The organism is Pseudomonas sp. P39-UII1 (assembly GCF_039672635.1).
Lineage (GTDB): Bacteria > Pseudomonadota > Gammaproteobacteria > Pseudomonadales > Pseudomonadaceae > Aquipseudomonas.
Genome location: NZ_JBDFPP010000012.1, coordinates 50,184 through 72,049, shown reverse-complemented (window position 1 = coordinate 72,049; position 21,866 = coordinate 50,184). Strand labels below are relative to the sequence as shown.

23 protein-coding genes are annotated in these 21,866 nt (G+C 63.7%); 18 read left to right on the top strand and 5 right to left on the bottom strand.

Annotated elements, in window-relative coordinates:
- The first annotated feature begins 114 nt into the window (after positions 1-114).
- The 4 genes from ABEH27_RS16515 (at position 115) to ABEH27_RS16500 (ending at position 4,420) form a co-directional block, all read left to right on the top strand.
- Positions 115-2,094: a sigma-54-dependent Fis family transcriptional regulator gene (locus ABEH27_RS16515; protein ID WP_346614632.1), complete on the top strand. Its 1,980-nt coding sequence runs from the start codon at positions 115-117 to the stop codon at positions 2,092-2,094.
- A gap of 66 nt (positions 2,095-2,160) precedes the next feature.
- On the top strand, positions 2,161-3,510 hold the full coding sequence (mpl, locus tag ABEH27_RS16510; protein ID WP_346614631.1) for a UDP-N-acetylmuramate:L-alanyl-gamma-D-glutamyl-meso-diaminopimelate ligase: 1,350 nt from the start codon (positions 2,161-2,163) through the stop codon (positions 3,508-3,510).
- Positions 3,507-4,136 carry a flavin prenyltransferase UbiX gene (gene ubiX, locus ABEH27_RS16505; RefSeq protein WP_346614630.1) on the top strand — a complete coding sequence of 210 codons (630 nt, stop codon included), beginning with the start codon at positions 3,507-3,509 and terminating at the stop codon, positions 4,134-4,136. The genes mpl and ubiX overlap by 4 nt, the downstream gene beginning before the upstream one ends.
- Positions 4,133-4,420: a YceK/YidQ family lipoprotein gene (locus ABEH27_RS16500; protein WP_346614629.1), complete on the top strand. Its 288-nt coding sequence runs from the start codon at positions 4,133-4,135 to the stop codon at positions 4,418-4,420. Before ubiX ends, ABEH27_RS16500 begins: the two co-directional genes overlap by 4 nt.
- An 8-nt stretch (positions 4,421-4,428) precedes the next feature.
- Here the strand turns inward: ABEH27_RS16500 and ABEH27_RS16495 are convergent, their stop codons facing one another.
- The 3 genes from ABEH27_RS16495 to ABEH27_RS16485 form a co-directional block, all read right to left on the bottom strand.
- A complete protein-coding gene (locus ABEH27_RS16495; protein WP_346614628.1) occupies positions 4,429-5,073 on the bottom strand; it encodes an oxidoreductase in 645 nt (214 codons plus the stop codon).
- Positions 5,074-5,100: 27 nt separating this feature from the next.
- A complete protein-coding gene (locus ABEH27_RS16490; protein WP_346614627.1) occupies positions 5,101-6,834 on the bottom strand; it encodes a C13 family peptidase in 1,734 nt (577 codons plus the stop codon).
- Positions 6,835-6,927: 93 nt separating this feature from the next.
- On the bottom strand, positions 6,928-7,383 hold the full coding sequence (locus ABEH27_RS16485) for a MaoC family dehydratase (RefSeq protein ID WP_346614626.1): 456 nt from the start codon (positions 7,381-7,383) through the stop codon (positions 6,928-6,930).
- A 145-nt stretch (positions 7,384-7,528) separates the two neighbouring features.
- On the opposite strand from ABEH27_RS16485, the gene ABEH27_RS16480 reads away from it, so the two are divergent.
- The 3 genes from ABEH27_RS16480 to ABEH27_RS16470 are packed head-to-tail and all read left to right on the top strand — an operon-like array spanning position 7,529 to position 9,204.
- Positions 7,529-7,891: a CidA/LrgA family protein gene (locus tag ABEH27_RS16480; protein ID WP_346614625.1), complete on the top strand. Its 363-nt coding sequence runs from the start codon at positions 7,529-7,531 to the stop codon at positions 7,889-7,891.
- Positions 7,888-8,604, top strand: a complete 717-nt coding sequence (locus ABEH27_RS16475; RefSeq protein WP_346614624.1) for an LrgB family protein — start codon at positions 7,888-7,890, stop codon at positions 8,602-8,604. The genes ABEH27_RS16480 and ABEH27_RS16475 overlap by 4 nt, the downstream gene beginning before the upstream one ends.
- Positions 8,605-8,613: 9 nt before the next feature.
- Positions 8,614-9,204 (top strand): LON peptidase substrate-binding domain-containing protein, encoded by a 591-nt coding sequence (locus ABEH27_RS16470; protein ID WP_346614623.1) that lies wholly within the window; start codon positions 8,614-8,616, stop codon positions 9,202-9,204.
- Between the two features lie 137 nt (positions 9,205-9,341).
- On the opposite strand, the gene ABEH27_RS16465 is transcribed toward ABEH27_RS16470, so the two are convergent.
- Together ABEH27_RS16465 and ABEH27_RS16460 are read right to left on the bottom strand one after the other, a co-directional pair.
- Entirely contained in the window at positions 9,342-10,658 is a 1,317-nt protein-coding gene (locus ABEH27_RS16465) for a bifunctional DedA family/phosphatase PAP2 family protein (RefSeq protein ID WP_346614622.1), read from the bottom strand.
- Between the two features lie 3 nt (positions 10,659-10,661).
- Positions 10,662-11,354 carry a DNA-3-methyladenine glycosylase gene (locus ABEH27_RS16460; RefSeq protein WP_346614621.1) on the bottom strand — a complete coding sequence of 231 codons (693 nt, stop codon included), beginning with the start codon at positions 11,352-11,354 and terminating at the stop codon, positions 10,662-10,664.
- A 204-nt stretch (positions 11,355-11,558) separates the two neighbouring features.
- Here ABEH27_RS16460 and ABEH27_RS16455 point away from each other — a divergent pair, with 204 nt between their 5' ends.
- From ABEH27_RS16455 to lipB, 11 genes are all read left to right on the top strand, one after another.
- On the top strand, positions 11,559-12,830 hold the full coding sequence (locus ABEH27_RS16455; protein WP_346614620.1) for a glutamate-5-semialdehyde dehydrogenase: 1,272 nt from the start codon (positions 11,559-11,561) through the stop codon (positions 12,828-12,830).
- Between the two features lies 1 nt (position 12,831).
- Positions 12,832-13,491, top strand: a complete 660-nt coding sequence (gene nadD, locus ABEH27_RS16450) for a nicotinate-nucleotide adenylyltransferase (RefSeq protein ID WP_346614619.1) — start codon at positions 12,832-12,834, stop codon at positions 13,489-13,491.
- A 45-nt stretch (positions 13,492-13,536) separates the two neighbouring features.
- A complete protein-coding gene (gene rsfS, locus ABEH27_RS16445) occupies positions 13,537-13,968 on the top strand; it encodes a ribosome silencing factor (RefSeq protein ID WP_346614618.1) in 432 nt (143 codons plus the stop codon).
- Positions 13,969-13,977: 9 nt separating this feature from the next.
- Positions 13,978-14,445, top strand: a complete 468-nt coding sequence (gene rlmH / locus ABEH27_RS16440; RefSeq protein ID WP_008090421.1) for a 23S rRNA (pseudouridine(1915)-N(3))-methyltransferase RlmH — start codon at positions 13,978-13,980, stop codon at positions 14,443-14,445.
- Positions 14,446-14,461: 16 nt separating this feature from the next.
- Complete coding sequence (mrdA, locus tag ABEH27_RS16435) at positions 14,462-16,351, top strand: penicillin-binding protein 2 (RefSeq protein ID WP_346614617.1); 1,890 nt, start codon at positions 14,462-14,464, stop codon at positions 16,349-16,351.
- 38 nt (positions 16,352-16,389) lie between these two features.
- On the top strand, positions 16,390-17,493 hold the full coding sequence (rodA, locus tag ABEH27_RS16430) for a rod shape-determining protein RodA (RefSeq protein ID WP_346614700.1): 1,104 nt from the start codon (positions 16,390-16,392) through the stop codon (positions 17,491-17,493).
- 17 nt (positions 17,494-17,510) lie between these two features.
- A complete protein-coding gene (gene mltB, locus ABEH27_RS16425) occupies positions 17,511-18,521 on the top strand; it encodes a lytic murein transglycosylase B (protein ID WP_346614616.1) in 1,011 nt (336 codons plus the stop codon).
- A complete protein-coding gene (locus ABEH27_RS16420) occupies positions 18,521-19,525 on the top strand; it encodes a septal ring lytic transglycosylase RlpA family protein (protein WP_346614615.1) in 1,005 nt (334 codons plus the stop codon). Before mltB ends, ABEH27_RS16420 begins: the two co-directional genes overlap by 1 nt.
- Positions 19,526-19,706: 181 nt before the next feature.
- Positions 19,707-20,867 (top strand): D-alanyl-D-alanine carboxypeptidase family protein, encoded by a 1,161-nt coding sequence (locus ABEH27_RS16415; protein ID WP_346614614.1) that lies wholly within the window; start codon positions 19,707-19,709, stop codon positions 20,865-20,867.
- Positions 20,868-20,943: 76 nt separating this feature from the next.
- Positions 20,944-21,219, top strand: coding sequence for a DUF493 domain-containing protein (locus tag ABEH27_RS16410; RefSeq protein WP_346614613.1), 276 nt, complete (start codon positions 20,944-20,946; stop codon positions 21,217-21,219).
- Positions 21,219-21,866, top strand: a complete 648-nt coding sequence (gene lipB, locus ABEH27_RS16405) for a lipoyl(octanoyl) transferase LipB (protein WP_346614612.1) — start codon at positions 21,219-21,221, stop codon at positions 21,864-21,866. Before ABEH27_RS16410 ends, lipB begins: the two co-directional genes overlap by 1 nt.

The window sequence follows — 21,866 nt, the reverse complement described above, 5'->3', positions numbered from 1 at the left end:
ACGGCCCAGGTGACACTTTGTACCGTTTGCGACACGCTGCAGGGCGGTGCATTGCAAAGCCTGGGCGGGTGGAGGATGCTGGATGGACGCTCTATCTGCGGAGAACAACAACTAATGCAGAGCAACCACCTCAGCCGCCATGCCCAGCAGGTGCACACCGTCGCCCATGGCGAAGCCGGCGGGGCCGGCAGCGACCCTTCCATCGCCCGCTCCTGGCTGCGTTGCCTGGAGGATTACCATCTCGACCCGTCGGTGATTGCCGCACCGGTGGTGCTGGAGCATGGCCGCCTGCTGGAGAGCCGTGAACGCCTGCGCCAGGTGTTGAAGATCGCCGATAACGAGATGACCAGCCTGCACCAGCAGCTTTCCGGTGCTGGCCATGCGGTGCTGTTGACCGACGCCCGCGGGGTGATCCTCAATTGCGTGACCGCCCCCAGCGAGCGCCGTATCTTCGAGCGCGCCGGCCTGTGGCTGGGTGCGGACTGGAGTGAGGCCCGAGAGGGCACCAACGGCATCGGCACCTGCCTGGTCGAGCGCCAGGCCCTGACCATCCACCAGAATGAACACTTTCGCGGTCGCCATACCGGTTTGACCTGCTCGGCCAGCCCGGTATTCGACCCTCATGGCGAGCTGCTGGCGGTGCTCGATGTCTCGTCGGCGCGGCCGGATGTGTCGCGCCAGAGCCAGTTCCACACCATGGCACTGGTCAACCTCTCGGCGAAGATGATCGAGAGCTGCTATTTCCTGCGCCACTTCGAGCAGCAATGGCTGCTGCGCTTTCATCTGCAGGCCGAGTCGGTCGGCTTGTTCAGCGAGGGGTTACTGGCTTTCGACGGCGATGGCCGGATTTGCGCTGCCAACCAGAGCGCCCTGAACCTGCTGGGCACCATCCGTGGCGGCGTGCTGGGCAAGCCGCTGGATATGTTTTTTGCCTGCAACCATGACGAGCTGTTCAGCCGCGCCATGCCTAACGGCAGCGCGGCCTGGCCGTTGTACACCCGTGATGGCCGCCAGGTATTCGCCAGCCTGCGGGGCCAGGCGAGGGCGCCGGTGTGGGCTGTGCCGGTTGGCCTGCCTCAGCCTCAGGCGCGAGCGCAGGCGATGCCGAGTGTCTGTCTGCTGGACCCTGCGCTGCAAAGCGGCTTCCACCGCGCCGTGCGGGTGTTCGAGCGGGATGTGCCGCTGCTGCTCAGCGGCGAGACCGGCTGCGGCAAAGAGGCATTCGCCCAGGCTGTGCACCAGGCCAGCCAGCGTTGCGGCAAACCGTTCGTGGCGGTCAACTGTGCGTCAATCCCTGAAAGCCTGATCGAGAGCGAGCTGTTCGGTTACCGCGGCGGCAGCTTTACCGGCGCGCGCAAGGAAGGCATGCGCGGCAAGCTGCTGCAGGCCGATGGCGGCACCCTGCTGCTGGATGAGATCGGTGACATGCCGCTTGCGTTGCAGACCCGCCTGTTGCGGGTGCTGGAAGAGCGCCAGGTGGTGCCGATCGGCGGTGAGCCACAGGCGGTGGATGTGCGCATCGTAAGTGCCACGCACCGGGATTTGCTCGAGCGTGTGCAGCAGGGGACCTTCCGCGAAGACCTGTATTACCGGCTCAATGGGTTGGAGGTCGCATTGCCTGCGGTACGTGAGCGCAGTGACAAGTCACAGTTGCTGGACTTCCTGCTGCGCCAGGAGGCGCAGGGCCAGGTTATCGAGATCGAACCGAGTGCACGCCAGGCGTTGCTGGATTTTGCCTGGCCGGGCAACGTGCGGCAGATGCGTAACGTGCTGCGAACATTGGTGGCGTTGTGTGACAACAGCTATATCGGTCTTGCCGATCTACCCGCAGTCGTCAAGGCAGCCGGGGCCTCTGTTGGAGCGGACTTGCCCCGCGAATGCGTTGGTTCAGGCAACAAACTTGATATTGCTGGCCCTTTCGCGGGGCAAGCCCGCTCCCACAATGGTTGCCTGGACCACGCGGAATGCCAGGCCCTGCTGTGCGTACTGGAGGCAAACCGCTGGCACATGACCCGTGTTGCCGAGCATTTGGGTATCAGCCGCAATACCTTGTATCGAAAACTGCGCAAACACGGCATCGCCAGGGGCGTCTGAGCGAAACAGCGGGTGCGATTTCCCGAGCCTTGGGCTACCCTGCCTCGACGTTTTGCGAGGTCTTCCATGCATATTCATATTCTCGGTATTTGCGGCACTTTCATGGGCTCGCTGGCGGTGCTGGCCAAAGAGCTCGGCCACCGCGTCACTGGCTCGGACGCCAACGTCTACCCGCCCATGAGCACCCAGCTCGAAGCCCAGGGCATCGAGCTGACCCAGGGCTACGACCCGGCCCAGCTGGACCCGGCACCCGACCTGGTGGTCATCGGCAACGCCATGTCGCGGGGCAACCCGGCGGTGGAGTATGTGCTGAACAAAGGCCTGCCTTATGTGTCTGGCCCTCAGTGGCTGGCTGACCACGTGCTGCAGGGCCGTTGGGTCCTGGCTGTCGCCGGCACCCATGGCAAGACCACCACCAGCAGCATGCTGGCCTGGGTGCTGGAGCATGCCGGCATGAGCCCGGGCTTCCTCATCGGTGGCGTGCCGCAGAACTTTTCGGTGTCGGCGCGCCTGGGCGGTACGCCGTTCTTCGTGGTCGAGGCCGATGAATACGACAGCGCGTTCTTCGACAAGCGTTCGAAGTTCGTGCACTACCACCCCCGCACCGCGATCCTCAACAACCTTGAGTTCGATCATGCGGATATCTTCCCTGATCTGGCGTCCATCGAGCGGCAGTTCCATCACTTGGTACGTACCATTCCGAGCGAGGGCCTGGTCATCCACCCGACCACCGAGCTGGCGCTGGAGCGCGTGATCGGCATGGGTTGCTGGACACTGGTGCAGACCACAGGTGAACGTGGCCAATGGCAGGCGCGCTTGCTCAGCGCTGACGGATCGCGTTTCGAAGTGCTGTTCGAGGGTGAAGCGCAAGGCGTGGTGGACTGGGCGCTGACCGGCCAGCACAACGTTGCCAACGCCTTGGCCACTTTGGCCGCCGCACGCCATGTAGGTGTGGTACCCGCCATGGCCATCGAAGGCCTCAGCGCCTTCAAGAGCGTCAAGCGACGCATGGAGAAGGTCGCCGAAGTGCAGGGCGTGACTATCTACGACGACTTCGCTCACCACCCGACTGCTATCGCCACCACCCTCGACGGCCTGCGCAAGCGGGTGGGCGAGGCACCGGTGATTGCCATCATCGAGCCGCGTTCCAACTCCATGAAGCTGGGCGCGCACCGTGATGGTCTGCCGGAAAGCGTCAACGACGCTGACCAGGTGATCTGGTACGCACCGGCCAACCTGGGCTGGGACCTGGCAGCCACCGCGTCGCAGTGCAAGGTGCCGAGCGTGGTCGCCGACAGCCTCGAAGCGATCATCGAGCGGGTCAAAGGCCAGGCGCGGCCGGGCACCCACGTGGTGATCATGAGCAACGGCGGCTTCGGCGGCCTGCACGGCAAGCTGGCCGAGGCCCTGAAGTGAACGGGCCTGACCGCATCACCCTGGCCATGACCGGGGCCTCCGGCGCGCAATACGGCCTGCGTTTGCTCGATTGCCTGGTGCGCGAAGACCGCGAGGTGCATTTCCTCATCTCCAAGGCAGCGCAACTGGTGATGTCGACCGAGACCGACGTCGTGCTGCCGGCCAAGCCCCAGGCGATGCAGGCGTTTCTGACCGAATACACCGGCGCTGCCAGCGGGCAGATCCGCGTGTACGGCAAAGAGGACTGGATGTCGCCGGTGGCCTCGGGCTCCGGCGCCCCGGCGGCAATGGTCGTGGTGCCCTGTTCCACCGGTACCTTGTCGGCCATTGCCACCGGTGCGTGCAACAACCTGATCGAGCGTGCGGCCGATGTGACGCTGAAGGAGCGCCGCCAGCTGATCCTGGTCCCGCGTGAGGCGCCACTGTCGACCATCCACCTGGAGAACATGCTAAAGCTGTCGCAGATGGGCGCGGTGATCCTGCCTGCAGCACCTGGCTTCTACCACCAGCCGCAAACCATCGATGACCTGGTCGACTTCGTCGTGGCGCGCATTCTCAACTTGCTGAACATCCCGCAGGACATGTTGCCGCGCTGGGGTGAGCATCATCTTGGGGCGGATGATTGAGGCATAGCCTGATTGGCCTGCTGGCTGTGCTGGCAGTCAGCGGCTGTGCCACGGTGCGCACGCTGGATGCCAACAAGCCGGGCGCGCCGGTGGTGTACGCCGGCACGCGCCTGGACTTGTATGTGATCAATGGCGGGTGTTGCCCGAAGGACCGTTTCGGCGCTGAAGCGCCAACGTATCCGCGGCTGGACCTGCCGGGGAGCATGCTGCTGGATACCCTGTTCCTGCCGCTGTCATTGCTGACAGCGGCAGGGGTTGGTTTTCAGGCGACTGGCGGGCTGTAGGGCTGGCGCTATTTCTTGCCCAGCCTGCGCAGTTCATCCGACTCGATCACCCGAATTCCGTCTTCCTCCTCCAGCGCCAGGCGCCACAGCGCCCGTGCCAAGGTGCAGGCCTCGATGCCCCGGTACTTGCCCGGCATCAACCGCGCAAAGGGCGAAGCCAGCCGCTCACCCAGGCGCGGCTCAATGCGCTCACCTATCAGCAGTGACGGCCGAACGATGGTGAGCTGAGGCCAGTCTTGCGCTTTCAGCGCTTCCTCCATTTCGCCCTTCACCCGGTTGTAGAAAATCGTCGACTTGGGGTCTGCGCCGATGGCGCTGACCACCAGCAGGTGGCGCGCACCCATCTCCCGCGCGCGCTTGCTGAAGGCCACGACCATGTCCAGGTCGACCGCGCGAAACGCCTGTTCGGAGCCGGCCTGCTTCAGGGTTGTGCCCAGGCAGCAGTAGGCAATGTCGACACGCCCGGCCAGTTGCGGCAGAAACACCGCAGGGTCGCCGACCGGGTTTTCCAGGTGCGGGTGTTCGGCCAGCGGCCGACGGGTCGGCGCCAGCACGCGGCTGATGGTGGGCTCGTTGAGCAGGCGGTCCAGCAGGTGTTCACCCGTCAGGCCAGTCGCTCCGGCAAGCAGGACATGCTGAGGCGTCAAGTACATGATGTCTCTCCTGTGTTACACACAAGCTTAGTGGCTGGCGGGGGTTTTTTCCTGTTCCCCAGCGGTCGCCTGTGCGGCATTACGCAAGGCTTCCTCGGCCTGCTGCTGGCGCAGGCGCTGCCAATGTGCCAGTACGGCGGGCGGTGCCCACAGTTGTGGCTCGGAGGCTTCGAAACCTTCCCTTCCTTCCCGTTCGGCAACACTGGTACGCGCCAGTTCAAACGCTTGTTTCAGGTCATCGGTCTGGTTCAATGCCTCGGCGAACAGGGCGTCGCCGAAGTAGGTGAAGTCGGCCTCTTCCGAGCAGCCGAAGGACACCCGGTCCGCGCGAGCTGCCGTCATGATGACGGTCCGCTCATCTTTCAGCGGGGCGATGTAACCCCCGGAATAGCAGGCGGAGATGACAATCACTTTGTCGCGATCTTTAAGCGGCGCCAGGGCACTGGCCAGTTCATCGGCAGACAGGTCTGCCAGCTGCAGGCGCGGCTGGTCCAACACCAGTTGGTGGTCCTGGCTGCCATGGCTGGTCAGGTAGATGAACACCAGGTCTTCCGGGCCGCTACGTTCGGCCAAAGTGCGGGCGGCGCGGGTGAGGTTTTCGCGGGTGGCCATGGGGCGGGTGGCCATCTGGTCGCGGTGGTTGACCAGGGTAACCTGGCCACGGGCGCCGAAGCGTACCTTGAGCAAGTTGCTGACGTAGTCGGCTTCGCGCAGAAATACGCTTTGCTGGCCATCACCGGCGACCACCAGGCTGTATAGCTGGATGGGCGGCGCAGAGTGCGGCACGCGGGCCAGCGCCTCTTCCAGCAGCCTGCCCTGGTTGAGCAGGGCCAGGTCCAGCGGGTCGGGGAGCAACGTGCCCTTGTGGTCGCGCACGCGCACGCCGTTGACCCAGAAGCCGCTTTCGACCTTGCCACTGGCCAGGGTCAGTTTGCCCTGGCCCTGGTAGGCATCATTCTCGAAGCCGCCCACGTACTTGCTGCCGTCGGGCAATTGCAGGCTGCCGTGGCCGGACAGGCGCCAGTCAACGAAGCTGCCCTTGTAGTGGCTACCGTCGCTGCCAAGCAGTTCGCCTTCGCCGAGCAGCGAACCGTCCTTGAATTCTCCGATCCACACATCGCCGTCGGCGTTCTCGTAGCGGCCGCGGCCTTCCAGGCGGTTGTCCTTGAATTCGCCAATGTACTGCTCACCGTCGACGCTGTCGTAGGTGCCACTGCCCTGCAGCAGGCCGTCGACGAAGCGGCCGCTGAACTGGTTGCCGCTGGCATCGCTGCGCACGCCGGCCCCATTGGGCTTGCCCTTGGCGAACAGGCCTTGGTAGCGGCTGCCGTCGGCCAGTTCGAGCTCGCCCGCGCCCTCGTACTGGTCGTCCTTGAACTGGCCGCGGTAGGTCTGGTCGGCCTGCTTGAGCGTACCTTCGCCGTCGCGGCGGCCGTGGCTGAAGGTGCCGGCATAATGGCTGCCTGGGGTGGTCAGGTCGCCCAGGCCCTGGAACAGGCCAGCGGCGAACTGGCCGCGATAGACCTCGCCGTTGCTGCCGTGCCACTCGCCCGGGCCGTGCCACTGGCCGTCCTTGAAACCGCCGGCGTACCAGCTGCCGTTGGGGTAATCGATGCGCCCCTCGCCCTGCAACAGGCCGTCCACCACCTGGCCCCGATAACGCCCGCCATCGGGCAGGCGGGCGTCCGGTGGCGACAGCGCTTCGCCATCACCACAGGCGGCGAGCATCAAGGTCAGGGCGATTGGCAGCAGAGGACGCATGGCGGAATCCGGGCAAAAGGTCTGCCGAGTATGCCGCAGAATGGGGCCGATGAGACAGCCATGGTAGGGGCCGCGTGGCGGCCCCGGGAACCCTCAGACGAAGCAGAGTGAAAGCGGCTCGGCGATGTAGGCAGGTTTCGCTTCGCCCTCGATCTCCAGGGTCACGGTGGCTTTCAGCAACCACTGCCCAGGCTTCTTCTCGGTCACTTCGCCCAGGTCCACCTTCAGCCGCACGTTGCTGTCGACTTTGACCGGCTGAATGAAGCGCACGCTGTCCAGCCCGTAGTTGACCACCATCTTCAGGCCTTCAGGCAACACCAGAATGTCTTCCATCAGCTTCGGGATCAGCGACAAGGTCAGAAAACCATGGGCAATGGTGCTGCCAAAGGGCGTTTTGGCGGCCTTTTCCGGGTCGACATGGATGAACTGGAAATCGCCGGTGGCCTCGGCGAACAGGTTGATGCGTTGCTGGTCGATCTTGAGCCATTCGGAACGTCCCAGTTCCTTTCCAACGTACTGCGCAAGCTCGGTAACCGGTACATAGGGCATCGCGACTCTCCAAGGTTGTCATTTGGTACGAAGGTGCAAGATCAGCACGGTGAACAGTGAGAGTCAAGTTGCCAGCACCCAGGCGAATAGCCGCTTATAGCCGGCAGCATGCTTATAATGGCCGGCATGCTCGAAGGAGATCCTTATGCTGTTGCGTGGTTTGACCTGGCTGGTGCTGTTTCAGCTGCTGGGTACGGCGATCAACCATCTGATCGTACCGATTCTGCCTGGGCCGATCATTGGCCTGTTACTGCTGTTGATCTACCTCATGGCCCGCGGTGAGGTCGGCAAGCCGCTGAACGAGGCGGCCAGCAGCTTGTTGCGCTACCTGCCGCTGCTGCTGGTCCCGCCTGCGGTGGGGGTGATGGTGTATGCCAAGGACATCGCGGCAGACTTCTGGGCCATTGCCGGGGCGCTGCTGATCTCCTGCCTGCTGACCTTGGTGTTCGTCGGTGTGCTGATGCAGAGGCTGATGCACCGCCAGGGTAAGCGCGAGGAGCAGCCATGAACCTCGATTGGCAAGGCGCCCTCGATGCGGTTGTTCACGATCCACTCTTCGGCATCGGCATCACGCTGGGTGCCTACCAGATTGTGCTGGCAGCCTATGAGAAGACGCGCTGGATTTTCCTTCAGCCGGTACTGGTGTCGATGGTACTGGTGATCGGGGTGTTGCTGGCCTGCGGCATCGATTACCGCGAGTACCGCAAAAGTACCGAAATCATGAACATACTCCTCGGCCCCGCCACGGTGGCCTTGGCCGTGCCGCTCTACCTCAACCTGCGGCGCATCCGTCAGCTGTTCTGGCCGACATTTACTACGCTGGTAATCGGGGGCCTGTTCGCCACGGTCTGCTGCCTGGTGCTGGGCTGGTGGTTCGGCGCCGAACACATGATCCTGATGACCATGGCACCCAAGTCGGTCACTTCGCCGATCGCCATGTTGGTGGCCGAGCAGATTGGTGGTGTTGCGGCCCTGGCGGCGGTGTTCGTGCTGATAACCGGTGTTATCGGGGCCATTTTTGGCCCGGCGCTGTTAAGCCGCTTTGGTGTACACAGCCCCGAGGCGCGCGGTATGTCGTTAGGTGTGACGGCCCATGCCGTGGGCACCTCGGTGGCCCTGCAGGAAAGTGACGAGTGCGGCGCGTTTGCCGCGCTGGCGATGAGCCTGATGGGGGTGGCCACGGCGGTGTTCCTGCCGTTGGCGGTCAGCCTGGTGGCTTGAGGAGTTGTGATGACGCTACCGCTGTTTCCCCTCAATACCGTGCTGTTTCCCGGGTGCCTGCTGGATTTGCAGATCTTCGAGGCGCGCTACCTGGACATGATCAGCCGCTGCATGAAGCAAGGCACCGGCTTTGGCGTGGTGTGCATTGTCGAAGGCGAGCAGGTCGGCAAGGCGCCGCCTGTGGTGGCGTCAATTGGCTGTGAGGCGCTGATTCGTGATTTCGTCCAGCAGGACAATGGCCTGCTGGGCATCCGTGTGGAGGGTGTGCGGCGCTTCGAATTGAGCCAGACCGAGGTGCAGAAGGATCAGCTGCTGCTCGGCGAAGTGCACTGGCTGCCGGAGCGGGCAGATAGCCCGCTGACCGACCAGGATGACGACCTGCTGGCTTTGCTGGTGGCGCTAGGCGAGCACCCGATGGTCGAGGCGCTCGACATGCCCCGGGATGTCGATGGGCGCCAGGCGCTGGCCAACCAGTTGGCCTATCTGCTGCCCTTCATGGAGGAGGACAAGCTGGACCTGCTGGCGCTCGACTCGCCGTCGGAGCGGCTGGCCGAGATCCAGAAGCTGCTGGAGCGGATTCAAGGCGAATTGTTTGCCTGATTGATATGTGCTGCTTGTACCGGCCTCTTCGCGGGGCAAGCCCGCTCCCACCGGTTGGATTGGTGTCCAACTTCTTGGGGGCAGTCCACTGGTGGTGGGAGCGGGCTTGCCCCGCGAAGAGGCCGATACAGGCGCCATCAATACTGGTAACGCTCCAGCGCATGCGGCAGCGCATGCATGGCAAAGAACGCCAGTAGCGCTACACACGCCGGCACCACCAGCCACCACACCCGCAGCGGCAGTGCATTGAGCGGCTGGCGGTGCTGCACCAGCGTCAGGCTCACTGCGCACACGCAGCAGGCCAGCAAGGCGCCCGCCAGAATGTCGGTCGGCCAGTGCGCCCCCAGGTAAACCCGCGACAAGGCAATGGCCAGTGCTGGAATGCACCCCAGCAATATCCACGTCAGGCGCATGCGCGGCGGTTGCCCGCGCCCAGCCAGCACCGCCATCACCAGAAAGAACGCAAACGACGCCGAACTGTGCCCGCTGGGCATGCTGTAGCTGGTCAACGGGTCGGTCAGCACCTCCGGCCGTGCTCGCGCAAACAGCCATTTCAGCGAACCGTTGGCGATCGCCGTGCCCATCAGCGCACCCCCGGCGAACAGCGCATGGCGCCACTGACGGGCCAGCAGCAGCAGGCCGGTGAGCAACCCACCGAGGAAGAACTGGGTACGGAAATCACCCAGGCGGGTCACCAGCACCACGGTACCGTCGATGGCCTGGCTGCGATGCTCCTGCACCAGAGTCATCACGCCCTGGTCGAACTCGTGCAGAAACGGCCAGCCCAGAAACACCCCGGCCAACGCCAGGAAGCTCAGCCCGGCGATCAGCCGCGTGCCATGGCGCTGGTCACGGATGCTGCTGTTCAGGCTCAAGCCGATCAGCACCGCAAGGGTGCCGGCGATGATGCCTGCGTCCAGCCAGAACCCTTCTGGCAAAGGCAGGCGCATGGCCGCGCCAGTGGCCCAACCGGGCAACAGGTAAGCGACCGACCAGCCCGCACCGGCCAGCAGGCTGACCGCGATGAAGCGCGGCAGGGGCATGTCGAACATGCCCGCGACCATGGGCAGCATCGGCCGCAGTGGGCCGATGAAGCGGCCCACTAGCAGGCTGGCGATGCCGTAACGCTGGAAGTAGGTTTCAGCGCTGCCAATCCATTCCGGGTGGTGGCGCAGCAGCGGCAAGCGCCGGATGTTCTGGTGGAAGTACTTGCCTATCGTGTACGACAGGGCATCGCCGAGCAGGCCACCAAGGAACCCCAGCAGCAAGGTTTCGCCGAGTGAAAAGGTACCGCTGCCGGCCAGCACCGCCACGGCGAACAGCAACACCGTGCCCGGCACGATGATGCCGGCAATGGCCAGGCACTCGATGCAGGCCACCAGGAAAATCGCCACACCAAGCCACTGCGGGTTGGCGCTGAGCCAGCCGGTCAGGCTGTCGAGCCATTGGCCCATGTTTCAGCTTCCTTGTTCGAGAATGAAAAAGTCTTGCCCTTCGACTTGGCCCCGGCGTAGCGGGTTCCGCGTACAAAAGCGGGCGTATTCGGCGTCGACGAAACGGTACGGCAGGTGCTCGTCGCGGCCATGCGGGATGCCCAGGCGCGTAGCCTGGATGATCCGTGGCACGTCGATAGCGCAATCTTCGACGTACAGGCGTTCAGGGTCGAAGCGCTGGGCATCCCACTGCGGCACCTTCAGGCCCAGCGCCCGACACAACAGGGTCTGGCCGGCGCACAGGCGCTCGGCAGGGCGCAGGTTGCCGCTGGCGTCGGGGTTGTTCAGCTGCATCTGCGCCAGGCTGTTGGCATCGGAGATGGCGTCCACCCACGGGAAGGCGGATTTGATCAGCACGGCATTGCCAGGGCCGTGGGCGCTGAAGTTCAGCGAATCGCCACCCCGGGCGTAGTACATGTAGATGTGCCCGCCATCGAGGAACAGCGCCTTGCGTTTCTCCGTATAGCCCAACGACGCGTGGCTGCCCTTGTCGCTGAGGTAATAGGCCTCGGTCTCGATGATCCGCGCGGCCAGCCACAGGTCGCCATGGCGATGGCGGATGACCTTGCCCAGCAGGGCCCTGGCCAGGGTCTGGGCGTCACGGTCGAAGAAACTGTCGGGCAGGGCGCGGGCAGGGCAGGGGGTGGTATCTGGCATGCTGGCGATTCGTCGTGGTGAAGGCGCGGATGATAGCAACGAATGGCTTAATCGAGGCTGAACCAAGACACTTCGATAAGTGCCGTTACATCTTTCCTACAGATTCTCGTCGGCCATTTTCTACCATCCGCCACCCGCCGCTGGGCGTATACCTGCGCGACAGTTATAATCAGCCGATTTCCCCTTCGCCAAGACACCGAACCCATGACTGAGTCCGTTCTTGACTATATGACCCGTTTGGGTCGCGCCGCTCGCCAGGCCTCCCGGGTGATCGCGCGTGCCAGCACCGCGCAGAAAAACCGCGCCCTGCAGGCCGCCGCCAATGCCTTGGACGCTGCGCGTGCCGAGCTTACCGCAGCCAACGAACTGGATTTGGCCGCCGGCCGTGCCAATGGCCTGGAGCCAGCGCTGCTCGACCGTCTGGCCCTGACCCCGGCGCGCATCGACGGCATGATCACCGGCCTGCGCCAGGTGGCCAGCCTGCCAGACCCGGTCGGCGCCATCCGCGACATGAGCTATCGCCCGTCGGGCATCCAGGTCGGCAAGATGCGCGTGCCACTGGGGGTGATCGGGATCATCTACGAGTCGCGCCCGAACGTGACCATCGATGCCGCCAGCCTGTGCCTGAAGTCGGGCAACGCCACCATCCTGCGTGGCGGCTCCGAGGCCATCCACTCCAACCGTGCCATCGCCACCTGCATTCAGCGCGGCCTGGCCGAGGCCGGCCTGCCGGCAGCGGTGGTGCAAGTGGTCGAGACCACCGACCGTGAGGCAGTAGGCGCGCTGATCAGCATGCCCGAGTTCGTCGATGTCATCGTCCCGCGCGGTGGCCGTGGCCTGATCGAACGCATCAGCCGCGATGCCCGCGTGCCGGTGATCAAGCACCTGGACGGCATCTGCCATGTCTACGTTGCCGAACACGCCGACCTGGACAAGGCCTGGCGCGTTGCTTTCAACGCCAAGACCTACCGTTATGGTATTTGCGGCGCCATGGAAACCCTGCTGGTCGACCAGCGCGTGGCCGAAGGCTTCCTGCCGGAAATGGCCCGCCGCTTCCAGGAAAAGGGCGTGGAACTGCGTGGTTGCGAGCGTACCCGTGCATTGGTCGATGCCAAGCCGGCCAGTGAAGACGACTGGCACACCGAGTACCTCGACGCCATCCTGTCGATTCGTGTGGTCGACGGCCTGGACCAGGCCATCGAGCACATCAACCACTATGGCTCGCACCATACCGATTCGATCATCACCGAACACCAGGGCCAGGCCCGTCAGTTCATGGCCGAGGTCGACTCGGCATCGGTGATGCTCAATACCCCCACCTGCTTTGCCGATGGCTTCGAATACGGCTTGGGTGCGGAAATCGGCATTTCCACCGACAAGCTGCACGCCCGCGGCCCGGTTGGCCTCGAAGGCCTGACCTGCGAGAAGTTCGTGGTGATCGGTGACGGCCAGCTGCGTGGCCAGGAGTCCTGCTGAGTTGAGCAAGGCCCAGGCAGTCCGGCGCATCGGCATTCTTGGCGGTACGTTCGACCCCGTGCACATCGGCCACCTGCGCAGCGCGCTGGAAGTGGCCGAGTACATGGCGCTCGACGAGCTGCGCCTGTTGCCCAATGCCCGCCCGCCGCACCGCGACACTCCGCAGGTGTCGGCACAGGATCGCTTGGCCATGGTGCGCGAGGCGGTGCAGGGCGTCGAACGCCTGAGCGTGGATGCCCGCGAGCTGGAGCGAGACAAACCGTCGTATACCATCGACACGCTGGAATCGATCCGCGCCGAACTGGGCGCCAACGACCAGCTGTACTTGCTGTTGGGCTGGGACGCCTTCTGTGGCCTGCCTGGCTGGCATCGATGGGAAGAACTGCTGCAACACTGTCACATCCTGGTGCTGCAACGCCCGGATGCGGACGTAGAACCCCCTGACGAGCTGCGCAACCTGCTGGCTGCGCGCTCCGAGAGCGATCCCACCGCCATGTCCGGCCCGGCGGGGAATATTTCGTTCGTCTGGCAGACGCCGCTTGCGGTGTCGGCTACACAGATCCGACAGCTGCTGGCCAGCGGCAGATCGGTGAGGTTCCTGGTGCCGGACGCCGTACTGGCCTACATCGAGGCACACGAACTGTATCGTGTGCCTAACTGACGGCGCCCCGTGGGCGCCTCATCCAACGAGTTGAACGAGTTTTATATGAGCAAGCAGAAAACCAATGGCATCAGCGGCGAAGCACTGGTCAAGCTGACCATCAGCGCTCTGGAAGACGTCAAGGCCCAGGACATCCAGGTCATCGACGTGCGCGAAAAGCACAGCCTGACCGACTACATGATCATTGCCACCGGTACCTCCAACCGCCAGATCAACGCGATGCTGGAAAAGGTCCGTGAAGCGGTGAAGAAAGAAGGCGCGCAGCCGCTGGGCGAAGAAGGCAAAGGCGACAGCGACTGGGTGCTGCTGGACCTGAACGACGTCATCGTGCACATGATGACCGCCGCTGCCCGCCAGTTCTACGATCTGGAGCGCCTGTGGCTGGGTGCCGAGCAGAGCCGTGCCGCCGATGCCAAGCACCACAGCCCGGAAAACGCCAGCGACTACTTCACCGACAAGCTCAAAGACCGGGAATAAGGAAGCGTCGTGCGTCTGCGCCTGATCGCGGTCGGCTCGCGCATGCCCAAGTGGGTCGAGGAAGGCTGGCATGAATATGCCAAGCGCCTGCCCCAGGAGCTGTCGCTTGAGCTGGTGGAAATCCCGCTGAACACCCGTGGCAAGAATGCCGACGTCGCCCGCCTGATTCGTCAGGAGGGTGAGGCCATGCTGAGCAAAGTTCAGCCTGGGGAACGCATTGTCACCCTCGAGGTCCATGGCAAGCCCTGGAGTACCGAGCAGCTGGCGACCGAGCTGGACCGCTGGCGCCTGGACTCGCGCACGGTGAATTTGATGGTGGGCGGCCCGGAAGGGCTGGCGCCTGAGGTCTGCGCGCGCGCCGAGCAGCGCTGGTCGCTGTCGCCGCTTACCTTGCCGCACCCGTTGGTAAGGATACTCATCGGCGAGCAGATCTATCGCGCCTGGACTGTATTGTCCGGGCACCCTTACCACAAATGAGCCTGTAAGCAGTCCGATGTCGCAGCCGATCCGTCTCAAGGACCACGAGAAAGACGCCCGCCTGGTGCGTAACCGCGTCGTGGTCGGCGCTGTGGCGATCATGCTGCTTATCTGCGTGCTGATTGCGCGGCTGTATTACCTGCAGATCATCCAGTACGACTATCACTCGACGCTGTCGGAGAACAACCGGGTGCATGTGCAGCCGATCCCGCCCACGCGCGGGCTGATCTTCGACCGCAACGGGGTGATCATCGCCGATAACCGGCCCAGCTTCAGCCTGTCCATGACCCGTGAACGTGCGGGTAACTGGCAGGAAGTGTTGGACAACATCGTCGAAGTGCTGGAGCTCACGCCAGACGACCGCGCGCTCTTCGAAAAACGCATGCGGCAGGGGCGGCGGCCATTCGAGCCGGTGCCGATCCTGTTCGAGCTGAATGAGGAGCAGATCGCCCGCGTCGCGGTCAACCAGTTCCGCCTGCCCGGTGTGGAGGTGGTCGCCCAGTTGGTCCGGCACTACCCGCAGGGTGCGCATTTTGCCCACTCGGTGGGCTATGTGGGGCGCATCAACGAGAAAGAGCTGAAAGTGCTCGACCCGGTGAACTACAGCGGCACGCACCACATCGGCAAGACCGGTATCGAGCGCTTCTACGAGGACGACCTGCATGGCCAGGTCGGCTATGAAGAAGTCGAGACCAATGCCCGCGGCCGCGTGTTGCGGGTGCTCAAGCGCACCGACCCGAAGCCCGGCAAGGACATCGTGCTGAGCCTCGACATCAAGCTGCAGGAAGCCGCAGAGGCCGCCCTGGGTGGCCGCCGTGGTGCAGTGGTGGCGCTCGACCCGCGCACCGGCGAGGTGCTGGCGATGGTCAGCCAGCCAAGCTTCGACCCCAACCTGTTCGTCACCGGCATCGGCTTCAAGGCTTATGCCGAGTTGCGTGACTCGATTGACCGGCCGCTGTTCAACCGGGTGTTGCGCGGGCTGTATCCGCCAGGCTCGACCATCAAGCCAGCGGTGGCCATCGCCGGCCTGGACAGTGGTGTGGTCAACGCCGGCAGCCGGGTGTTCGACCCGGGCTATTACCAGTTGCCCAACTACGACCACAAATACCGTAACTGGAACCGCAGCGGTGATGGCTGGGTCGACCTGGACACCGCGATCATGCGCTCCAATGACACCTACTTCTACGATCTTGCCCACAAGATGGGTATTGATCGGCTGTCCGGCTACATGAACAAGTTCGGCATCGGCCAGAAGGTCGCGCTCGACATGTTCGAAGAATCGGCCGGGCTGATGCCATCGCGCGAATGGAAGCGTGCCACCCGCCGCCAGGCATGGTTCCCGGGTGAAACGCTGATCCTCGGTATCGGCCAGGGCTACATGCAGGCCACGCCCTTGCAGCTGGCCCAGGCCACTGCGCTGATCGCCAACAAAGGCGTGTGGAACCGCCCGCACCTGGCCAGGACCATCGAAGGCCAGCCCCCAGTGGACCCGAACCCCATGGAAAACATCGTGCTGCGTGACAAGTCCGATTGGGCCAAGGTCACCCACGGCATGGAGCAGGTGATGCACAACGCCCGTGGTACCGCGCGCAAGGCTGCGGCCGGCGCGCAATACCGCATCGCCGGCAAGAGCGGTACCGCCCAGGTGGTGGCGATCAAGCAAGGCGAGAAGTACGACCGCAACAAACTTCAGGAGCGCCACCGCGACCACGCGTTGTTCGTCGCCTTCGCCCCAGCCGACGATCCGAAGATCGTTGTCTCGGTGATGGTCGAGAACGGCGAGTCCGGCTCCGGCGTTGCCGCACCCGTGGTGCGGCAGATCATGGACGCCTGGCTGCTCGACGAGCATGGCCGGCTGAAGTCCGAGTTCGCTCCTGCCACCGTCGCCCAGGAAACGGCCCCGTGATGAACAATTTCGATCGCATGCTCTCCAGCGAGGACGTGATGCGTCGACGCGCCAGCTTCCTGCAGCGCATCCACATCGACGGCCCCTTGCTGGTCATCCTGCTGACCCTCGCGGCCGGCAGCCTGTTCGTGCTCTATTCGGCCAGCGGCAAAAACTGGGACCTGTTGCTCAAGCAGGCCACCTCGTTCGGCCTCGGCCTGGTGTCGATGTTCGTCATCGCCCAGCTCGAACCGCGCTTCATGGCCCGCTGGGTGCCGCTTGCGTACCTTGCCGGGGTATTGCTGCTGGTCGTGGTGGACGTCATGGGCCATAACGCCATGGGCGCTACACGCTGGATCAACATTCCCGGGGTGATCCGCTTCCAGCCCTCGGAGTTCATGAAGATCATCATGCCGGCGACCATCGCCTGGTACCTGTCCAAGCGCACCTTGCCGCCGCAGCTCAAGCACGTGGCAATCAGCCTGGTGCTGATCGGCGTGCCGTTCATTCTCATCGTCCGCCAGCCGGACCTGGGCACGGCGCTGCTGATTCTGGCGTCGGGTGCGTTCGTGCTGTTCATGGGCGGGCTGCGCTGGCGCTGGATCCTCAGCGTGCTGGCGGCGGCAGTACCGGTGGCGGTGGCCATGTGGTTCTTTGTCATGCACGACTACCAGAAGCAGCGGGTACTGACCTTCCTCGACCCGGAAAGCGACCCGCTGGGCACCGGTTGGAACATCATCCAGTCCAAGGCGGCAATCGGCTCTGGCGGGGTGTTCGGCAAGGGCTGGCTGCTGGGCACCCAGTCGCACCTGGACTTCCTCCCGGAAAGCCATACCGACTTCATCATCGCCGTGCTCGGCGAGGAATTCGGCCTGGTCGGCATCTGCCTGCTGCTGATTGTCTACCTGCTGCTGATTGGCCGCGGCCTGATGATCACCGCGCAAGCGCAGACCCTTTTCGGCAAGCTGCTGGCAGGCAGCCTGACCATGACTTTCTTTGTATATGTGTTCGTCAATATCGGTATGGTCAGCGGCCTTCTGCCCGTGGTGGGCGTGCCGCTGCCCTTCATTAGTTATGGCGGAACTTCGTTGGTGACGCTGCTGTCAGCGTTTGGCGTTCTCATGTCGATCCACACGCACCGCAAATGGATCGCCCAGGTTTGAATAAGGTGAAGAATTTCATGCAAGCAGTGCGTAACTGGGCTGCCCGATGTGCGCCGTGGATCGGTGCGGTGGGCCTGTTCGGCGCTGTCCAGCAGGCTCACGCCGGTGATTATGACGGCTCGCCGCAAGTGGCCGAGTTCGTCGGCGAAATGAGCCGCGACTACGGCTTTGCCAGCGAGCAGTTGATGGGCGTGTTCCGCGAGGTGCAACGCAAGCAATCGATCCTCGACGCCATTTCGCGTCCGGCCGAACGGGTAAAACCGTGGAAGGAATACCGGCCGATGTTCATCACCGACGCGCGCATCGCCCGCGGTGTGGATTTCTGGCGCCAGCACGAAGCGGTGCTGGCCCGCGCCGAGCAGGCCTACGGCGTACCGGCGCAATACATTGTCGCGATCATCGGGGTGGAAACCTTCTTCGGTCGAAACACGGGCAATTACCGGGTGATCGACGCGCTGTCGACCCTGGGGTTCGACTACCCGCCGCGTGCCGAATTCTTCCGCAAGGAACTGCGCGAGTACCTGCTGCTGGCGCGCGACGAGCAGCTTGACCCGCTGACCCTCAAAGGTTCTTACGCCGGGGCCATGGGCCTGCCGCAGTTCATGCCGAGCAGTTTCCGCAACTACGCGGTGGACTTCGACGGCGACGGCCACATCAATATCTGGAACAACCCGGACGATGCCATCGGCAGCGTCGCCAGCTATTTCCAGCGCCATGGCTGGGTAGCCGGGCAGGGCGTGGTCAGCCGCGCCCAAGTCACTGGCAACCGGGCCGACGAAGGCTTGACCACCGGCATCGAGCCGGTGAAGACCGTCGGGGAGTTGCGAGCGCTGGGCTGGTCGAGCCATGATGCGCTGCGCGATGATCTGCCGGTTACCGCCTTCCGCCTGGAGGGCGACAACGGCCCGGAATACTGGATGGGCCTGAAGAACTTCTACGCGATCACTCGCTACAACCGCAGCGTGATGTATGCCATGGCGGTGCATCAGCTCGCGCAACAGCTGGTCCAAGTACGGGGCGTCAAGTAATGCGCGCAATCATCTCTGCCAATAGCTTCAAGCTGCTGACCTGCATGGCGGTCGGCATGTTGCTGGTCAGCTGCTCTTCCAGTCGCCCGACCACCCCTAAGCAAAGCGGTAATACCGTCCGTGCTCAGCCCGGGCTGGACATCAACCGTGCCCACAAGGACGGTGCGCCCTGGTGGGACGTGGATGTGAACAAGATCCCCGACGCCACACCGACCGTGCATACCGGCAATTACAAGGCCAACCCGTATACGGTGCTGGGCAAGACCTACTACCCGATGCAGGACTCGCGCAACTACCGCGCCGAGGGCACGGCGTCGTGGTACGGCACCAAGTTCCACGGGCAGAACACTGCCAATGGCGAGCTGTACGACCTGTATGGCATGAGCGCAGCGCACAAGACCCTGCCACTGCCGGCCTACGTGCGGGTGACCAACCTGGCCAACGGGCGCAGCGTGGTGCTGCGGGTCAATGACCGCGGCCCGTTCTATTCCGACCGCATCATCGACTTGTCCTACGCGGCGGCGAAGAAGCTCGGCTATGCCGAGATCGGCACCGCGCACGTACGGGTCGAAGGTATCGACCCGCAACAATGGTGGGCCCAGAAAGGCCAGCAACCGCCGTTGATGCTCAAGGAACCTCAGGCCGCCCAACCCCAGGCGATTGCCGCCAACACCGGGCGCGTCGAGCAATGGACACCGCCGCCGCAGCAGCACGCAGCGCCTGTGGTGCCGGTGCAGGTGGGGGGCAACAATGTGCCAGCGGGCAGCGGGGGCAACTTCCTGCAGGTGGGCGCCTTTGCCAACCCGGACGCCGCCGAGTTGCTGCGTTCGAAACTGAGCACCATGGTCAGTGCACCGGTGTTCATCAGCTCCATCGTGCGCAACCAGCAGACCCTGCACCGCGTACGCCTGGGGCCGATCAACAGCCAGGGCGAGATCCAGCAGGCGCAGGACAGCATTCGCCTGGCGAACCTTGGCCAGGCCAAGTTGGTCACAGCTGACTGACCTGTCTGTTTTGTCATGAATTGCCGGGCGCGGGCATGTACAATGTCCGCTTTTGCCCGCAGCGACATAAAGCCGCACTTTGCAGGCTCGGCCCAAGGCCGCAAAAACTAGACTGACTGGCGCTGGGCACACGACGTGGCCCAGGGAACATCTCAGACCATTAGCGATTTTCGAGAGACGGATGAACATCACCAACCTTGCCAAACGACTTTGCCTGCCTGTACTGCTGCTGATCACGCCTGTCGCCTTCGCGGCAGAGCAGATGATGCCTGCACCTCCGCAATTGGCAGCCAAGTCCTACGTACTCATGGACGCGTCCAGCGGCAACGTGCTGGTCGAGAACAATGGTGACGAGCGCCTGCCGCCGGCCAGCCTGACCAAGCTGATGACCGCCTACATCGCCACCCTGGACATCCGCCGTGGCCAGATCGGCGAGAACGACCCGGTTACCGTCAGCGAAAACGCCTGGCGTACCGGCGGTTCGCGCATGTTCATCAAGGTTGGCAGCCAGGTGACCGTCAGCGACCTGCTGCACGGCATCATCATCCAGTCGGGCAACGATGCATCGGTCGCCCTGGCCGAGCACATCGCCGGCAGTGAAGACGCCTTTGCCGACATGATGAACAAGACTGCCGCCGACCTGGGCATGTCCAACAGCCACTTCATGAACCCCACCGGCCTGCCGAACCCTGAGCATTACTCCTCGGCCCACGACATGGCCTCGCTGGCGCGCGCGATCATCAACGTCGACCCGGCGCACTACGCGATCTACTCGCAGAAAGAGTTCTTCTGGAACAACATCAAGCAGCCGAACCGCAACCTGCTGCTGTGGCGTGACAAGACGGTCGATGGCCTGAAAACCGGCCACACCGACGAAGCCGGCTACTGCATGGTCGCTTCGGCCGTGCGTGACGGCCAGCGCCTGATCGCCGTGGTGTTCGGCACCAACAGCGAACAATCGCGTGCTGCCGAGACCCAGAAGCTGCTGACCTACGGTTTCCGCTTCTTCGAAACCCAGACCTTCTACCAGAAGGGCACCGAGCTGGCGCAGGCTCCGGTCTGGAAAGGCGCCACCAGCATCGTAAAGGCTGGCCTGGCTGACGACCTGACCATGACTATGCCTAAAGGCCAATTGAAGCGCCTGCAGGCTTCGATGACCATGAACCCGCAGCTCACCGCACCGATCGCCAAAGGTGACGTGATCGGCAAAGTGGAAGTCAAACTGGATGAGAACGTGGTTCACAGCGCCGACCTGATCGCCCTCGATGGCGTTGAGGAAGGTGGTTTCATCCGTCGTATGTGGGATAGCATCCGTCTATTCTTCTACGGGTTGTTCAACTGATAACGTGACCTGCCACGCCCCCGCTGATCGTTGCGGGGGCGTTGTTGTTGCCACGGCTTACGAGGCCGTTTCCGCCATGAGCGAACCTGACGTCAAGTCGCACAAAATCGAATTCCCTTGCGCCGATTACCCCATCAAGGTCATCGGCGATACCGTTGTCGGCTTCAAGGACACGGTGATCGAGATTCTCAGCAAGCACGCCAAGGTCGACCTTGCCACGCTGGCCGAGCGCCAGAGCAAGGAAGGCAAGTACACCACTGTGCAGCTGCACATCGTTGCCACCAGCGAAGACCAGCTGCACGACATCAACAGCGCCCTGCGCGCGACCGGCATCGTGAAAATGGTGCTTTGATGTCCCTTTGTCTCGGTTTTCGCGATCTTGGCCTGCAGCCCTATGAACCGGTGCTGCAAGCCATGCGTCGCTTCACCGAGCAGCGTAGCCCCGACAGCCAGGACGAAATCTGGCTGGTCGAGCACCCCGCGGTCTTCACCCAGGGCCAGGCCGGCAAGGCCGAGCACCTGCTGGTGCCGGGCGACATCCCGGTGGTGCAGACCGACCGTGGCGGCCAGGTGACCTACCACGGCCCCGGGCAACTGGTGGCCTACCTGTTGCTGGACGTGCGCCGCCTGGGCTTTGGCGTGCGCGAACTGGTCAGCCGCATCGAGCAGACACTGATCGAGCTGCTCGCCAGCTACGGTGTCACTGCTGCGGCCAAGCCCGATGCGCCGGGTGTCTATGTCGATGGAGCGAAAATCGCCTCCCTCGGCCTGCGAATCCGCAACGGCCGTTGCTTCCACGGCCTTGCTCTGAATGTGGACATGGACCTTGCTCCATTCCGCCGAATCAACCCCTGTGGGTATGCGGGGCTGGCCATGACCCAGCTGCGTGACCTGGCAGGCCCGATCGAACTCGACGAGGTCAGGACAAGGCTGCGCGGACAGCTGGTCAAGCACCTCGACTATGCTGAGCAGACGACCCTGACGGGCGGAATCGACTGA

Coding starts and splice junctions, on each gene's coding strand:
- ABEH27_RS16515 (WP_346614632.1), top strand. CDS start 115: ATGCAGAGCAACCACCTCAGCCGCCATGCCCAGCAGGTGCACACCGTC.
- mpl (WP_346614631.1), top strand. CDS start 2,161: ATGCATATTCATATTCTCGGTATTTGCGGCACTTTCATGGGCTCGCTG.
- ABEH27_RS16495 (WP_346614628.1), bottom strand. CDS start 5,073: ATGTACTTGACGCCTCAGCATGTCCTGCTTGCCGGAGCGACTGGCCTG.
- ABEH27_RS16490 (WP_346614627.1), bottom strand. CDS start 6,834: ATGCGTCCTCTGCTGCCAATCGCCCTGACCTTGATGCTCGCCGCCTGT.
- ABEH27_RS16485 (WP_346614626.1), bottom strand. CDS start 7,383: ATGCCCTATGTACCGGTTACCGAGCTTGCGCAGTACGTTGGAAAGGAA.
- ABEH27_RS16480 (WP_346614625.1), top strand. CDS start 7,529: ATGCTGTTGCGTGGTTTGACCTGGCTGGTGCTGTTTCAGCTGCTGGGT.
- ABEH27_RS16475 (WP_346614624.1), top strand. CDS start 7,888: ATGAACCTCGATTGGCAAGGCGCCCTCGATGCGGTTGTTCACGATCCA.
- ABEH27_RS16470 (WP_346614623.1), top strand. CDS start 8,614: ATGACGCTACCGCTGTTTCCCCTCAATACCGTGCTGTTTCCCGGGTGC.
- ABEH27_RS16465 (WP_346614622.1), bottom strand. CDS start 10,658: ATGGGCCAATGGCTCGACAGCCTGACCGGCTGGCTCAGCGCCAACCCG.
- ABEH27_RS16460 (WP_346614621.1), bottom strand. CDS start 11,354: ATGCCAGATACCACCCCCTGCCCTGCCCGCGCCCTGCCCGACAGTTTC.
- ABEH27_RS16455 (WP_346614620.1), top strand. CDS start 11,559: ATGACTGAGTCCGTTCTTGACTATATGACCCGTTTGGGTCGCGCCGCT.
- rsfS (WP_346614618.1), top strand. CDS start 13,537: ATGAGCAAGCAGAAAACCAATGGCATCAGCGGCGAAGCACTGGTCAAG.
- mrdA (WP_346614617.1), top strand. CDS start 14,462: ATGTCGCAGCCGATCCGTCTCAAGGACCACGAGAAAGACGCCCGCCTG.
- rodA (WP_346614700.1), top strand. CDS start 16,390: ATGCGTCGACGCGCCAGCTTCCTGCAGCGCATCCACATCGACGGCCCC.
- mltB (WP_346614616.1), top strand. CDS start 17,511: ATGCAAGCAGTGCGTAACTGGGCTGCCCGATGTGCGCCGTGGATCGGT.
- ABEH27_RS16420 (WP_346614615.1), top strand. CDS start 18,521: ATGCGCGCAATCATCTCTGCCAATAGCTTCAAGCTGCTGACCTGCATG.
- ABEH27_RS16415 (WP_346614614.1), top strand. CDS start 19,707: ATGAACATCACCAACCTTGCCAAACGACTTTGCCTGCCTGTACTGCTG.
- ABEH27_RS16410 (WP_346614613.1), top strand. CDS start 20,944: ATGAGCGAACCTGACGTCAAGTCGCACAAAATCGAATTCCCTTGCGCC.
- lipB (WP_346614612.1), top strand. CDS start 21,219: ATGTCCCTTTGTCTCGGTTTTCGCGATCTTGGCCTGCAGCCCTATGAA.